Raw genomic sequence first — 14,311 nt, 5'->3', positions numbered from 1 at the left:
GTAAAATAGTAAGTGTGTGATTTTTAATAAATCTTCGATATAATGAAATGGTGGATGACTCATCTTTAATTACTATTGAAAGTGAATTTATTAGCGCAACAATCTCCTTAGTGGGTGCTGAGCTAAAAAGTCTATTCGATCTCGAATCCCGCGTAGAGTATATCTGGCAGGAAAAGAAAGCCATTTCTCCAATCTCATCGCTATTTTGCTTCCCTGTAGTTGGAAAACTTAAAGATGATAAGTATCGCATTGGTCGTAAGTACCATCAGATGCAAAAAAATGGTTTTGCAAAAGACATGAAGTTCCATGTTAAAAGTCAGATGAAAGATCAAGTTTCACTTAGCCTCTCTCACGATCAGGATACTCTTCTTTGTTACCCGTTCATGTTTAACCTTGTCATTACTTTTAAAGTTTATGGACCGAAGCTTTCAGTTTCAATAGAAGTGAAAAATATGGATAAGAAGGAGATGCTCTTTTCTATAGGATATGGAACTGTTTTTAATGTTCCGCTTGCTGTTGAAGCACTTGAGGATTACTACCTGGAGTTTTCAAATCGTGAAGAGAGGGGAGCGTATAATCTTGATAATGATTTAGTAAACTTTGAGCATGTTGATAATAAGAAAGTTTTAAGTGATCGAAAGATTAATTTTAATTATGATCTTTTTAAACATGGAGAACTTATTTTTCGCGATCTCTCGTCTTCATCTGTGGCACTTAAAAATCGTGTTAGTGAAAAATCGATTGCTATTAATTTTGAAAGTGTACCTTATATTTCTTTTAGATCATTTCCAGGTGCGAATTTTGTACAAATTACCCCTTCATTTGGAGTCACTGATGCGACAGACACAACAGGAGATATTATGATGAAGGAGGGGATAATCGATTTGGAACAAGAGAAGACCTTTAAAATGGATATGGTCTATCATATCCGTTAAAAAGGTAGAAGTTCTTCTGCTCTTTTTTCTAAACTATAGAATGGATTTGATTCGTTTAGAGATTGTCCTGAAATAACTTTTTCATATAGCTTCAAGTATGATTTTGTATAACCAGAGATTGCAAATTTGCTTTGAGCATATTCTATAATTTGCTTGGCGCTCAAACTAAAATTAAAATCATTAACGGCCTCTAAAAAATCTTGCCTGTTCTTGCAAGCAATACCTGCAGGACCAATAACTTCTGGAAGACTTCCATATTGTGAGCCAATAACAGGAAGACCCTGTGACATTGATTCAATCATCGCTAAACCAAATGGTTCATGCCAGCGTACAGGAAATAGAAGTGCATCGCATTTGCGAATAAGTTTTAATTTTTCTTCGCCACCAATTAACCCATGATTATGAATATACTTTGAAAAACTAAATGACCTTCCGCCTGCAATGTGGAGATGCTTTTTTGAATTGATTGCAGCAGTCTTGCAGTCTTTAAGGTTTTTCACACTCCATGAAGCTTTTGCAAGAAACAGTAGATTTTCGCTTGATTTGTGTAAGTGTTTTGGGCGAGGGTATTCATCAAAGTCAATGGCATTGTAGACAAATGATTCTGAACTATGAAGTTTGGCATGTGCCTTTGAAACAAAGACAGCATTTTTATGAAAAATTTCGCCAGGCTGTCCGTTTCCATGAATTGTGCAAACCTGTGGTATGTCGATAATTTCTTTAGGGATTTGGTAACTGATTTGTAAATGAATAATATCTGCATCTCTTGGAATTAGTTTTTCCCATCCATTTCTAATTATAGATTTATCTAGAGGAATAAGTTTTATTCCATACTCTTTAACATTTGATTCTGGGTGACCTAGTAAGATAACCTGATGACCGAGACTTGCAAGCTCCTTCATGTGCCAAAACATAATTCTTTCTGTTCCACCATAAGTTTTCACAGGAAGAGGTGCATGATGATAGAAAACAATTTTCAATCTATTCTCCTCTGAGTTTGTAAGTCATAAATCTTCGAGAACTTTAGTAGTGCGGAAAGAGAATTAATACAACAGATGATAAAGCCATATCTTCCATCGAGAAATCCACGCTTAAGAAAGTAGTCTTTAAAAAATTTGAGTATCGGACGAGAGACTATTTTGAAAACACTTGAACGAACACCACGATTGTATGCTTCTTTTGCTGCAATTGTTGTAAATTTATTTGTTTGGTTAATATGATCTGTAATTGAATCATAGCTATAGTGGAGAAGATTTCCACTTATATATTGGGTTGATGTACCTTCTGACATTTCGATAATATCATGGGGATTTACTCCGGCCCACTTTGCTTTGTGTTTATTGAAAAGTCTCAGCTTCTTATCTGGATACCATCCACAGTGGTAGATCCATTGGCCATTATAGTTTGTGAGACGATTAAAGAAGTAACCATCTTTGGTAAAGTTAGACTTAAGGGCAGTAATTTGTTCTCTAAGTTTGTCGTCAAGGGCCTCGTCGGCATCAAGGGAAAGAACAATATCGTGAGTCGTTTGAGAGAGAGCAAAGTTCTTTTGTTGAATATGCCCCGCGAATGGATTTTCGATAAATTTAGTCTTATATTGAAGACATATTTCTTTTGTCTTATCTGTTGAGAACGAGTCAATAACAACTATTTCATCAACAACGTCCATTACTGATTTTATGCAGCGCTCAATGTTGTGTTCTTCATTAAACGTTATAATGGCAGCAGAAATCTTAATCATTGATAGGCCTTTATGAAAAACGATTCACCCACAATCTTAGTTGTTAAATATCGAGCACTCGGTGACTCGGTTATGGGTCTGTCTACTATCTCTTATCTTCGTTCAATTTATCCAAATAGTAAAATTTATTATGGCGTTCGGGGCTGGACGGCAAAATTATACGAAGAAATAAAGACTGATGCAGATGGAATTATTCCTCTATCTATTGAAAGTATTTCTGATTACGTTAAATTTTATCGAATACTAAAAGAGCTTAAAATTGATCACGTCCATGAAATGCACTTGAGTGGACGAACCAAGAAATTTTTTACTTTTTTTAAATATATTCTTGGTTTCAATTATACATTCCATAATCATCACGAAAGAAAAGGTGAGGTTTTAGATCAGGGAATGATTAAGCCACTGATCCAAAGAGATCTCGATGGAGCTTATACATATCTTGGTAAAAATGGCATGGTGCCGAGTTACTTAAATTTTGAACCTTCATTTAAAAACTTAAGTGGAGCTCAAAAAGCGCGAGTAATACTTGGAGTTGTTGCAACCAGAGAAACTAAGATGTGGAGTCTTGAAAATTATGTAGCTCTCGCTCATCTGATAAAAAATGGCTTCCCTGAAGTGGAAATATCTGTACCACTTTCAAACTCTGCTGAAGATAAGAGAATAGAGGAAAAGTTAAACATACTTGATAAAGAGAACAGTTTAGAGATTGTAAGAGTTGATCTTTCTAAACTTCCAAATTATTTTCATCAATCAAAGTTATATATTGGTAATGATACAGGTTTGAAACATATTGCTATCGCCAGTGGGATCAAATCATATACTTTGTTTGGTCCCGAACCACCTAATGAGTGGCATCCATATTCTCAGGCGAAGCACCCTTATTTTTATATCGAGGGACTTGAGTGTCGTACTCAAACAGCTCATTACTGTGGACTATCAACATGTGAATCGATGATTTGCATGTCAATGACAACTCCTGAAAATGTTTTCGAGCAAATAAAGAAGGATATATAAATGAAAGTTTCCGGTTTCACATTTATTAAAAATGGTTTGAGCTTAGGTTACCCCTTTACTGAGGCGATTGAGTCTATAGCACCGTTGTGTGACGAAGTGGTTATTAATGTTGGTTTTGAAGATGAAGCTTGTACTAAAGATGATGGTACTTATGAGTATCTCACGAATAAATTTTCTGATAGTAAATATGTATTTTTAAAATCATACTGGAATCCCGAAATTCAAAAACAGGGACTAATTCTTTCTGAACAAACAAATATCGCTCTTGATGCCATCACTGGAGATTATGGAATTTATATCCAAGGTGATGAATGTCTACATGAAAAAGACTATGAAAGCATTAGGGCGGGAATTCGTAAACTGGAAGCCGATAAATCTATAAACGGGTTGGTTTTTAACTATCATCACTTTTATGGCAACACTAATATCGTTAAGGTAACTAAGAAAACATACCGCCATGAAATAAGACTAATTCGTAACAAAGTTGGAATTAAGAGTTGGTTGGATGCTCAAGGATTTAGAAATCATGATGATTCTAAAATCAAATGCTTTAAGATCGATGCCCATATTTATCATTACGGTTGGGCCAGACAAGAGCAGGTGATGAGCAAGAAAACAGAAGCATTTACAAAATTATATCATGGGAAAGACTTTCAAACTGAGGAGTTTCACTATTCTCGTATTTGGGGGCTTCGTGCTTTTGGAGGAACACATCCAAAAGTGATGGAAAAATGGATACTAGAGAATACAAATGAAATTGATATTCTCTCTCTTCCTCTTGATATCTCAATTAAAGATACGCGAGTGATATTGAGTGACTTTATTGAATATCTTACAAATATAAGAATTGGTGAGTATAAAAATTTTATCCTGGTATCATAAATGTATAGAATTGAATTAGAAGAACTAAAGAAAGAAATCTACAAGAAACTTCACGAGCTTAGAAGTCGTGATCTTAAAATTGAAATCAAGTCCGATAAGTCTCCTGTGACTGAATTTGATATTTTTGTTTCAGAAAAAACACAAGAGATTTTTTCAAAGAGACATGGGTACTTAAATTTTTACAGTGAAGAAAATCCTGAAGAATTTAAGTTTCCAGTCATTGTTCTCGATCCGATCGATGGAACGCGAGAGTTTGTAAAAGGTTATGGCGAGTGTGCTGTATCTCTTGCCATTCTAAACTCTGCTGATATTAATGATCCAAAAAATTATGGCTGGATTTATAATCCATTTACAGGTTTTGAAATTTCTAGTGATCTTCACATTTCAATTGAGCCTCGAACTGTTGTGCCTCCAACTATCCATGTCATGGTATCTCGAAGTGAATGGGAGAAGAATCTTGTCGATCATGAAAGAAATGAGCAAATTAGCTTAACTCCTATGGGTAGTATTGCTTATAAGCTTGGTCTTCTCGCTGGAGGAGCCTGTGATGTTGTAATTTCAAAAAGAAATAAGAATATTTGGGACATTGCTGCAGGGATAGTGATTTGTCATTCGCGTGGTATTAAGACTATGTCTGAGGGAGGAGAGGTTACCCTCCTTAATCAGATTAAATACAAAGCTCCATTTATTTGGGGAAAAGAGCGAGAGATTGAAATAGCAAGTTACCTACTAGATTAGTTACAGCTGCGTCCACGGTATTTTTCTCGCGTGTTTTGAAATGTGTAGGAAAGACCGTCTGGTTGTCCAACTTTTAGATGTTTAATTTCAAGAAGTGAACTTCCGTCTTTTTTCTTCTGTATACTAAATTCCCCACTATCATCATCTCCCTTGCAAGAGTATTTTGATCTTGTAAGGGCGCAGAAAAACCAACCTTCAATTTTTTTCCCATCAATTTGTATTTTTATTAAAGAGAGCTCTTTCTTGTCTTTAAGATCAATTTCAAAAGAATCAAGCTTTTGCACCTTAAAAGAAAGACATTCAGCGAAACATAGAAAATTAAATAGTAATACAATTAGATATTTCATCATTAATCCTCTGAGCACTTGTTTATGTCTTCCATTTTACTTTTTTCTCCATAATTAACCAATAGGGATGGACCATTCTTGGCGAGCTCTTCGATCATCCAATAATTTTTTTGATCAATAGACGGACAACCCCAACTCGAACGGTATGGAGAGACATGAAGATACTTCATATCATTTGAAGCATTATTATTTGTTTTTTGTAGTCCAAACAGTTGCACTCCGTGGGCATAGTTTTTTCCAATTTTTGTTTTGATAAAAGAGCGGAGATTTTGATACTTAACATTTCCTGGTTGATAATCAAAAACTTGGTAGTTAGTTAAGAACGCACCAAGAACAGTAGATTTTTTTCCTGAAACATTTGCAAAGTTATTGGTGTATGTACCGGTTCCCATATTAAAGTAAGTCTTGATGACTTTAGGCTCACTTCCTTCGCAAAGGTCGATATAGTACATCGTTCCACGATACTGCATTTGTTTCTCACGAGTATCGTTGATAACAATCTGACATTTATTAGCAATTCCATCTTTAACTTTGTTTTTAAACTCAGCCTCATTTGTTCTCGCAAATGAGTAGTGATTTTTAGGTTCCCCCCATTTGAAGCATTTATTAGATTTAAACTTATGGAGATTTTTATTAAAAGTTTTAAGTGTAAACTCTAGTGCATCTTTTGGTATTCCAGCGTCAAAAAGTTTGTCGCAATTAGCTTTCCACGAGTCATCCAGACCATTTTCACATAAGGGATTTACTGCTCGATAGGCTGATTCAAGGCAACTAATACACTCTGGTTGCGGGCCAGCTAGTATGTCGGTGACTTGTTTTTGGATATCAATATCACGAGCAAATACAAAACTAGTTAAAGAAAGTAGAAAAAGTTTTAACATAGTAAACCTGTCGGATACTAGGCGAGATTTCTTGAGTTAATTGAATAAGTCCTCGAAATCTTTCATAGTTAACTTTCCTGTGAATAGACTTTCATCATCATCAGGGAGAAGTTCCTTGAAGAGTTCACGCTTCATATCTTGTAGTTTTAGAACTTTTTCTTCAACAGTACCCTTAATAATAGGCCTAAAAACGGTAAGTTTATTTTGTTGTCCAATACGATATGCTCTGTCGATAGCCTGGCTTTCAACGGCTGGATTCCACCAAGGGTCCATAATGAAAACGTAACTTGCTGCAGTTAAGTTTAAACCAACACCCCCGGCCTTAAGTGAAATTAAAAATAGAGGAGTTTCTCCTGATTGGAATGCGTCCACTGACTTTTGTCTCTTCTTTACGCTCTGGGATCCATCAATGCGAGAGTACTTCCAGCATTTCTCATTAAACGCCGTCTCAATAATATCAAGGTAAGTTGTGAACTGAGAGAAGATAATTGCTTGGTGACCTTCCTCAAGAATTTGCTCAATATTTTCCATGAGAAATTCAATTTTAGTCGACTCTAGATGTTTATAGTGCCTTGTTGAATTATTGTCATGACTTTGCCATAAACAGCTTTGGCGAAGCTCGAGAAGACCCTTAAGAATTTCACCGTACTTCTTTTGTTTAGGAGAATTTGTAATTTTAGACTTAATACTCTTAAGTTTATCTGTGTAGAAGTTTTGTTCCTGGTCGTTAAATCCGAGGTAAACATTGTTTTCAATCTTAGGCGGAAGATCTGTTAAAACCTGGTTCTTTGTACGTCTTAGAATAAATGGTGCAGATGTCTTTCTTGCAAATACTCTACTTTTTGGAGTCGAAGTGGATCTTAAAAATCTCAAGTCTCCCCATAGACCAGGAATTGCGAGGTCAAGAATATTAAAAAATTCTGCAAGATCGTTCTCAACAGGTGTACCTGTTAAGCAGATTCTAAAGTCTGCTTTGATCTTCCTAGCACTGTACGCACCAAGAGAGCGGATATTCTTTAAGTGTTGAACCTCATCCATGATGAAGACATCAAAGTTTTCTTCTTCGAAGAAAGTATCTAATTCTTTCTTTAAAATACCATAACTCGTAAGAATAACTTTCTTATCTTTTGGAATTTCTCTATTCATCCCATGAAAGATATGAACATCCATATTTGAGAATTTTTTAAATTCATTTTCCCAGTTAAGTAAAATAGAAACAGGACATACGATAAGAACTCGGCCAATCTTGTCTTGAATACTTTGTAGGAAGCAGATCGTTTGTATCGTCTTACCAAGACCCATGTCATCAGCAAGGCAGGCTCCAAGCTTATTCTCATAAAGAAATCTCAGCCAGTTGTAACCGGTCTTTTGGTATGGACGTAATTCTGCATTAAATTCTGCAGGCATGTCGTACTGAGGCATTGTTTCAAGATTTTGAAGTCTCTCACAAAGCTCAATTTCTTCAGGAGTTAGTGCTCCTTCAAGTCCAAGTTTTTTAAGTTCGAAAAGCTCAAATACTCTCGCTCGATTAAATGGAAGAATAAATTTTTTGAAGCGACCTTCGTTAATTTCTTCCTTCGTTTCAAGTTTTGTATATTTGGTAACAAACTTTAAAAGATCTTTTTGTTCTTGTGTTAGGAGAACGACACCATTCTTCGTGATGGCAATATTATTTTCAATATCTGCGTTATTGAGAATCTCCATATCATCTTCAGATATTTCAAGTTCAAGATCAAACCAGCCACTACGTCCAATTTGCTTTCGTTCAAAGCGGATTCTAGAACTCCAGCTACTAAGTTCAGCTTTGTTATAGAAAACTTGAACTCCATAAGGAGCAGTTGCGGTATAAAATTTAGAAAGTCCAGTTACTATTGTATTCATCGAGACTTGATAGATTAGCTCATTTGTATCTTTGTAATAATATGAATATCTAAAGAACTGTTCACCAAAATTGTTTACCATAAGGTTGAATATTAATTTTTGAAGGTTGTTCTCATATTTATAGAGAGATTTATTTTCATGATCGAATGTGAGAGTGTAGTCTCGATCTGCTAGATTTGAGATAGCTCTGATCCACATATTCTTCTTTGATTTTCCTGAAAGAACTTTTTTATATGAATCAGATTCAATTTCAAAGAAGCTTGCAACTTCCTGAAGGAAAGAATATGACTCAGATTTCTTTCTGAAAATATCGAGAGAGCCACCATCAAATGTTAATTGAGTGAGAAATAGTGGAGGTCTCGTTCTATTTTCTTTTTTGTTATAATAATCAAAGGCAAAGTTACTATATCCCTTACGATCACTTGTTGAGATATAAACACGAAGTTGAGGCTCTTCGATTTCTTTGAAATCTATTTCCTGGTCTTCAATTTGATATTCAAATTTATCTGCACAACGACTATCAAGTGAGAGATTTAGAAGATCATCTATAGATAGAGTGTATATATTTGCACGAACTGTAGAAAAAAATTCTTTAATGTCGGAAGTTAAAAAATATGCATCTCCTGTTTCCCAGTTAAATAGATACAAATTCTCTAAAATAGATATTTTCTTATATATTTTGTCATCAAGTTTGAAGTAGTACTTAACACTTTGTTTAACATCATCTTGAAAGTCTGTTGAAAACTCTTTATTTGGACAGATATTAATGATGATCTTTCCCGTAAAATTTTGTGGAATAGGAAAATCAATCGTTTTCTTTGTTGTTAAGGTATAGCGAAGAGTTGAATACATTGGAGAAAGGGGAGTGTTCTCAAGATCATTTGGGCCATTGATAATCGTTGAGTACTTTGTTGGGTGAACTCCCGTCGTTCCTACGAATGGAAGAATACTTCCATCATCTTGCTTAGTCCCCTTCATCGATTGGTAGTGGAGAAAAATCGCTGCCGTATGCTGACAATGCGTTCCTTCATGCCATTCCGTACAATCGCAATTAGTAGATAGAGGACCTTCTTCAGTGCCTTCTAGTCTCTTTTTATAAACGATTTTAGATTCGTGTGTCTTATTATCTTTTACAATACCTGTAGCGATTAAGAAGCCATCCATATCACCTTTTTGAAAAGACAGAGAGACTCTTCCTTGTTGAAGAAGTCTCTTCGCTTTTTGAATAATAATTGGTGAAAAGAAATCTGTATTTGTACTAATAATAAGCTCGTTTATTTAGTGATATTAAAGCTTCTATTATATACGAAAATTCCTGAAAATTATATTAGGAACATATTAAACTTAGTAATTGAGTGAAATAGTTTTTATGGCAAAAAAAAAGCGCCCATTGGGCGCTTTTAGTTAATGAGATTTAGTTTTTATCTAGGTAAGACTTAAGCATCTTAGCACGCGATGGGTGTCTAAGTTTTCTTAGGGCCTTAGCCTCGATCTGTCTAATACGCTCTCTCGTAACGAAGAAATCTTGACCAACTTCCTCAAGAGTATGGTCTGACTTTTCACCAATACCAAAACGCATTCTTAGAACTTTCTCTTCTCTTGGAGTTAGAGTAGATAGCACAGCTCTCGTTTGCTCCGAAAGAGTGATACTCATAACTGCATCAGCAGGAGAGATGATCTTCTTATCTTCAATGAAATCTCCAAGAGATGAATCTTCTTCTTCACCGATTGGTGTTTCAAGAGAGATTGGCTCTTTCGAGATTTTTTGAACTTTTTTAACTTTATCAACTGGCATTTCCATTTTCTCTGCAATTTCTTCCGGAGTAGGCTCTCTACCAAGTTCTTGGATAAGTTGTCTTTGAGTTCTAACCATCTTGTTGATAGTTTCAATCATGTGAACAGGAATACGGATTGTTCTTGCTTGGTCAGCGATTGCTCTTGTAATTGCCTGTCTAATCCACCATGTTGCATAAGTAGAGAATTTGTAACCACGACGGTATTCGAATTTATCAACGGCTTTCATTAAACCGATGTTTCCTTCTTGAATAAGGTCTAGGAACTGAAGTCCTCTGTTTGTGTATTTCTTAGCAATCGAAACAACAAGTCTTAAGTTAGCTTCTACAAGTTGAGCTTTCGCTCTATCGGCCTTCTCTTCACCTTTAAGGATAATCTTGTAAACAGTCTCGATATCTTCAAAGCTCATTCCAGCTTCAATAGAAATTCTTCTTAGTTTTCTTAGAATATCTTCTTGGTTTCTAACTAGTTGCTCAATTTTAGCATCTGTCGTGAAAAGATCTTTTGCAAGAGAACGCTTGAAAGCATCGTCTTCCATAATCTTATCGTAAAGAAGCTTGTACTGCTCATAGTCTTCAACTTCTAGGAATTTGAAGATTCTGTCTTGTTGCTCATAAAGATCTTTGAATTGTAGGTAGTATCTCTTTACTGGCTCAACGAAGCTGTTGATGATCTTTCTATTGAAAGTCAGGTCAGCAAGTTGCTCAGAAAGATCATTCATGTTCTTTGATTGTTCAGCAGTAAGTTTTTTAAGCGTTCCATCTTCATCGATAATTTCGCTTAATAGTTTTTGTACTCTGTCACAAATTGCAAAGATTTGATCTCTTACTTTATCAACTTCTTTCTGTGATGATTCTTCATCAAGACCTCTTACAAGATCTCTAACAAATTCAGTGTGGCTTTCTAAAGACTCAATTTTCTCTTTAAGTTTTACGATTTCTTCTAGAGCGTGAGCTGATTTTAGAGATGAAAGAATAATCTCTCTCTCTCCGTCTTCAATTTCTTTAGCAATAACAACTTCGCCTTCTCTTGTAAGAAGAGCGACTGAACCCATTCTTTTTAAATAAAGTTTAACTGGATCTGTTGATGCGGACTTGAGTTCTGCTCTTTCTTCTTTTGATAGAGTTTCTTCAATTACTTCAGTTCCGTCTAGTTTGATCCCGTCATCTTCTTCTTCAAATACATCTTCTTGTACATCAACTTGCGCTTCTTGGAGGGCAAGCATGATTTCGTCGACAAGTTCTGGATCGATAATGCTTGCAGGTATAGCATCGTTAATTTCTTCTGGTGTTAGGTAAGAGTTGTCTCTTCCTTTTTCCAGAAGTTTTAAAAAATCTCTCGATTTTAAAAATGTCATAGCGCTTGACATGGTATTCACTCCTAAGATCTTAAGCCCTTTTTACAGGGGTCCTTTCGGATTATTTAAACTGTACAGTTTCTTTTCTATTTGATGGATTTCCATTAAAAGTTGAGAGAGTTCTTCTTCAGTTTGGACATACTGTCTCTTTGTTTTTAGAAGTTCTTTTTTTTCTTTTAATGTTTCCTTTATCAATTTTTTTTCAAGATCGATTAAAATCTTTTTTGCAGTATCTTTTTCAATTGAGAAGTCTTGTGATTTATTAACACCTTTAAGCGCAACATCTTCGAGGCCAAACTCTTTTGCGATATTAACTGCAAAGTTCTTAAACTCTTTCTGATCAATTTCAAAAATGATTTCTCGCAGTTTAAGAATATATTGTTTTACCCTATCAGAGCCCATAAAATCAAGTAAATCGCTCATTTGCTCATGCTCCAGACAGTCAGGATGCTCAATTAAAGCGATAATCAAAGTTTCTTCCACTTTTGATAAGGTTTCAGGGCCATTTGGCACTTCTCTTGCATAGAGTTCTTGCTCATTGAAGGCCATCATTTCTTCGTGAATTCTAGCTTCCTCATCGGTTGGTTGCGGTGCTGCTGTAGGGTATTCGCGATTATTTCCTAAGAAGTTTTCATAGCTTTCGATAATTTTTTCTGAAGCAGATTTAAGTCCAAGCTTTTGGGCCCACTTCATTAATCTCTCTGTCGCGCGAAGGTCTGTTTTTAATGGAGCGACAATTTCAAAAGCTTGATCGAGGATTTTTAGCTTTGTGTCGACAATATCGAGTCCTGTTTCAGGTAGAAGCTTTTCAAAGAGTACATCAATAAATGCTTTTGAGTCGTCAATTCTGTTTTGAAGAGCGACAGCGCCTTCATTATTTAAAAAATCATCTGGATCTTTATGAGGTGCAAAATCGATATAATTTGGAATGATTCCATTTTGTAATAGCTGCTTATTGATTCGCACAGATGCATTAAATCCAGCGTCATCTCCATCAAGTCCGAGGTAGACGTTATGAGTAAGTGACTTCAGTGCGCGCAGAGAATTGTCTCCAAGTGCGGTTCCCATTATAGCAACTGAATGTTCATAACCTTTTCTAAACATCGTAATTTGATCCATATTCCCTTCAACGAGAATGACGGCATCTCGCTTTCTAATGAAAGGTTTTGCAAGATGAAGACCATACAATAGGTTACGCTTGTTAAAGATGAAAGATTCACCTGAATTAAGGTATTTAGGCATCTGATCCTTATGGATCGAGCGACTTGTGTAGCCAATCACTTTCCCGTAATGGTCCCAGATTGGAAAGATAATACGGTCGCGAAAGGTATCATATTGGGACTTATTTCTATCGCTATATTTAATGAGTCCGATTTCTTGACTGACAGCTAGGACCTCATCTTGAGCTTTTTTTGGGAGTGATGAGATATAGTCTATAACAGTATTTTTCTTGGGTGCGAATCCAAGTTTGTAGAGCTCGACAATTTCTTGAGAGAGGTTTCTTTGCTGAACAAACTCTTTAAATGGCTCGCAGGAAGATTGGCCAATTTTGTAAAAGACCTCACTTGATGCCTTGAGGATTTTTTCTGCGTAGATAACTTTTTGGGACTTCTCAGTTTTTTCTGTAAATGATTCGAAATCGATCCCAAATTTCTCACTTATATCTTTTAATGCTTCAACAAAACTTAGGTTGTGAAGATTCATGACAAAATCAAAGTGGGTCGTACCTGCTCCACAGGCAAAGCATTTGTAGATTCTCTTGTCGTCAGAAACAGACATTGATGGATTTGTGTCTCCGTGAAAAGGACATACGCCAACATAGCCAGAAGGTTTTCTAGTTAGATTGATCCCATATCGAGAGATTAACTCCGAGATGGGAATTTCGTTAACGATTTTCTCACGCAAGTTTTGTAGCGACATATTACCTGAATTTTTTGTACTTAAGAGCTCTTCTTTGATTTTAAGATAAAAGCCTTAATATTGATACCTTGTTCTAGGAATATCTTTTCAAATTTAGTTTTGAAAGTTTTAAGGAAGTTATCTTCCGGCTCATTCCAAAGATCTGTTGTCATTAGCTCTACTTCAAAGAGATCTTGATCTTCAATAATCTCCTTCATCCACTCACCATATCCATCGTGATCAGTTTTAATGAAGAAGTAACCACCTGGCTTAAGAACCTTATAAGCTCTCTCTAGGAAGTTCTTTTGGAATAGTCTTTTTTTCATGTGTCTCTTCTTTGGCCATGGATCTGGAAAGAAGTAGAATAATTTATCAAGTTCATTTTCAGCGAACATGAACTCGATTCTTTCTCCCTTCGCTCTCAAGTAGCGAAAGTTCTGATATGGGTGACGGGCTAGTTTCTTTGCAAGCGCGTAGCTTCTTTTAAAGCGGTAATCAAGACCAACGAAGTTATCAGTTGGATACTTCTCACAATAATCAAGCATGAAGTGACCGTAACCACTTCCAATCTCGAGACAAAGTGGTGCATCTCTTTTGAAGATCTCTTTGTTCCAAAGCCCTTTATGCTCTTCAGCTTCGTGATCGCGAAGAACGAATTCGTCAAATTCTGTTAATTTGTCATGGTATGGATTTTTGTGAGTATACTCAAAATCTTCTGTGTATGGCTTGTCCACTTTTGATGCTCCTAAAATTATTGCAGTTTGTTATCAAATAAGTGAGGCTTCGTCCATTACTTTCTAGATTTAAGTGGCTTTTAGTACAAGGATTGTGCAGTCTAAATA

Annotated in this window: 12 protein-coding genes and 2 pseudogenes; 4 read left to right on the top strand and 10 right to left on the bottom strand. The window is 35.7% G+C overall.

What is annotated here, in order from left to right; translation table 11 throughout:
* Positions 1 to 50 precede the first annotated feature (50 nt).
* Positions 51 to 935: a hypothetical protein gene (locus M900_RS11010; RefSeq protein WP_198296004.1), complete on the top strand. Its 885-nt coding sequence runs from the start codon at positions 51 to 53 to the stop codon at positions 933 to 935.
* Here M900_RS11010 and M900_RS11005 read toward each other — a convergent pair.
* Together M900_RS11005 and M900_RS11000 are read right to left on the bottom strand one after the other, a co-directional pair.
* Positions 932 to 1,915 carry a glycosyltransferase gene (locus M900_RS11005; RefSeq protein WP_021275018.1) on the bottom strand — a complete coding sequence of 328 codons (984 nt, stop codon included), beginning with the start codon at positions 1,913 to 1,915 and terminating at the stop codon, positions 932 to 934. The two genes, M900_RS11010 and M900_RS11005, sit on opposite strands and share 4 nt — an antisense overlap.
* Complete coding sequence (locus M900_RS11000) at positions 1,912 to 2,676, bottom strand: glycosyltransferase family 2 protein (RefSeq protein WP_034732447.1); 765 nt, start codon at positions 2,674 to 2,676, stop codon at positions 1,912 to 1,914. Before M900_RS11000 ends, M900_RS11005 begins: the two co-directional genes overlap by 4 nt.
* A 12-nt stretch (positions 2,677 to 2,688) precedes the next feature.
* Between M900_RS11000 and M900_RS10995 the strand changes: the two genes are divergently transcribed.
* Genes M900_RS10995 through M900_RS10985 form a run of 3 tightly spaced genes read left to right on the top strand, consistent with a single transcriptional unit; the run spans position 2,689 to position 5,310 of the window.
* Positions 2,689 to 3,690 (top strand): glycosyltransferase family 9 protein, encoded by a 1,002-nt coding sequence (locus tag M900_RS10995; RefSeq protein WP_034732445.1) that lies wholly within the window; start codon positions 2,689 to 2,691, stop codon positions 3,688 to 3,690.
* On the top strand, positions 3,691 to 4,572 hold the full coding sequence (locus M900_RS10990) for a hypothetical protein (protein WP_021274991.1): 882 nt from the start codon (positions 3,691 to 3,693) through the stop codon (positions 4,570 to 4,572).
* Positions 4,573 to 5,310 carry an inositol monophosphatase family protein gene (locus tag M900_RS10985; protein WP_021274927.1) on the top strand — a complete coding sequence of 246 codons (738 nt, stop codon included), beginning with the start codon at positions 4,573 to 4,575 and terminating at the stop codon, positions 5,308 to 5,310. It abuts the gene before it with no gap.
* Here the strand turns inward: M900_RS10985 and M900_RS10980 are convergent.
* From M900_RS10980 to trmB, 8 genes and pseudogenes are all read right to left on the bottom strand, one after another.
* Positions 5,307 to 5,657: a hypothetical protein gene (locus M900_RS10980; protein WP_021274969.1), complete on the bottom strand. Its 351-nt coding sequence runs from the start codon at positions 5,655 to 5,657 to the stop codon at positions 5,307 to 5,309. The two genes, M900_RS10985 and M900_RS10980, sit on opposite strands and share 4 nt — an antisense overlap.
* A gap of 2 nt (positions 5,658 to 5,659) precedes the next feature.
* Complete coding sequence (locus M900_RS10975; protein ID WP_021274945.1) at positions 5,660 to 6,538, bottom strand: hypothetical protein; 879 nt, start codon at positions 6,536 to 6,538, stop codon at positions 5,660 to 5,662.
* A gap of 36 nt (positions 6,539 to 6,574) precedes the next feature.
* A complete protein-coding gene (locus tag M900_RS10970; protein WP_021274869.1) occupies positions 6,575 to 9,583 on the bottom strand; it encodes a DEAD/DEAH box helicase in 3,009 nt (1,002 codons plus the stop codon).
* Positions 9,584 to 9,833: 250 nt separating this feature from the next.
* The gene (gene rpoD, locus M900_RS10965; protein WP_255344723.1) at positions 9,834 to 11,129 is read right to left on the bottom strand and encodes an RNA polymerase sigma factor RpoD; all 1,296 of its coding nucleotides are present in this window, start codon (positions 11,127 to 11,129) and stop codon (positions 9,834 to 9,836) included.
* A gap of 62 nt (positions 11,130 to 11,191) precedes the next feature.
* Positions 11,192 to 11,300 (bottom strand): annotated as a pseudogene (locus M900_RS18060) (sigma-70 factor domain-containing protein); the annotation flags it as partial.
* A gap of 72 nt (positions 11,301 to 11,372) precedes the next feature.
* Positions 11,373 to 11,570, bottom strand: a pseudogene (locus M900_RS18055) (RNA polymerase sigma factor region1.1 domain-containing protein); the annotation flags it as partial.
* Positions 11,571 to 11,612: 42 nt separating this feature from the next.
* A complete protein-coding gene (gene dnaG, locus M900_RS10960) occupies positions 11,613 to 13,490 on the bottom strand; it encodes a DNA primase (protein ID WP_021274997.1) in 1,878 nt (625 codons plus the stop codon).
* Positions 13,491 to 13,510: 20 nt separating this feature from the next.
* A complete protein-coding gene (gene trmB, locus M900_RS10955; protein ID WP_021274857.1) occupies positions 13,511 to 14,203 on the bottom strand; it encodes a tRNA (guanosine(46)-N7)-methyltransferase TrmB in 693 nt (230 codons plus the stop codon).
* Between the last annotated feature and the right edge of the window lie 108 nt (positions 14,204 to 14,311).

The sequence above is a fragment of the Bacteriovorax sp. Seq25_V genome, from assembly GCF_000447795.1.
Lineage (GTDB): Bacteria > Bdellovibrionota > Bacteriovoracia > Bacteriovoracales > Bacteriovoracaceae > Halobacteriovorax_A.
Note: the sequence above shows the minus strand (reverse complement) of the source record. Positions and strands in the feature narration are given on the sequence as shown.

Coding starts and splice junctions, on each gene's coding strand:
- M900_RS11000 (WP_034732447.1), bottom strand. CDS start 2,676: ATGATTAAGATTTCTGCTGCCATTATAACGTTTAATGAAGAACACAAC.
- M900_RS10975 (WP_021274945.1), bottom strand. CDS start 6,538: ATGTTAAAACTTTTTCTACTTTCTTTAACTAGTTTTGTATTTGCTCGT.
- M900_RS10985 (WP_021274927.1), top strand. CDS start 4,573: ATGTATAGAATTGAATTAGAAGAACTAAAGAAAGAAATCTACAAGAAA.
- M900_RS10990 (WP_021274991.1), top strand. CDS start 3,691: ATGAAAGTTTCCGGTTTCACATTTATTAAAAATGGTTTGAGCTTAGGT.
- dnaG (WP_021274997.1), bottom strand. CDS start 13,490: ATGTCGCTACAAAACTTGCGTGAGAAAATCGTTAACGAAATTCCCATC.
- M900_RS10970 (WP_021274869.1), bottom strand. CDS start 9,583: ATGGATGGCTTCTTAATCGCTACAGGTATTGTAAAAGATAATAAGACA.
- M900_RS10980 (WP_021274969.1), bottom strand. CDS start 5,657: ATGAAATATCTAATTGTATTACTATTTAATTTTCTATGTTTCGCTGAA.
- M900_RS10995 (WP_034732445.1), top strand. CDS start 2,689: ATGAAAAACGATTCACCCACAATCTTAGTTGTTAAATATCGAGCACTC.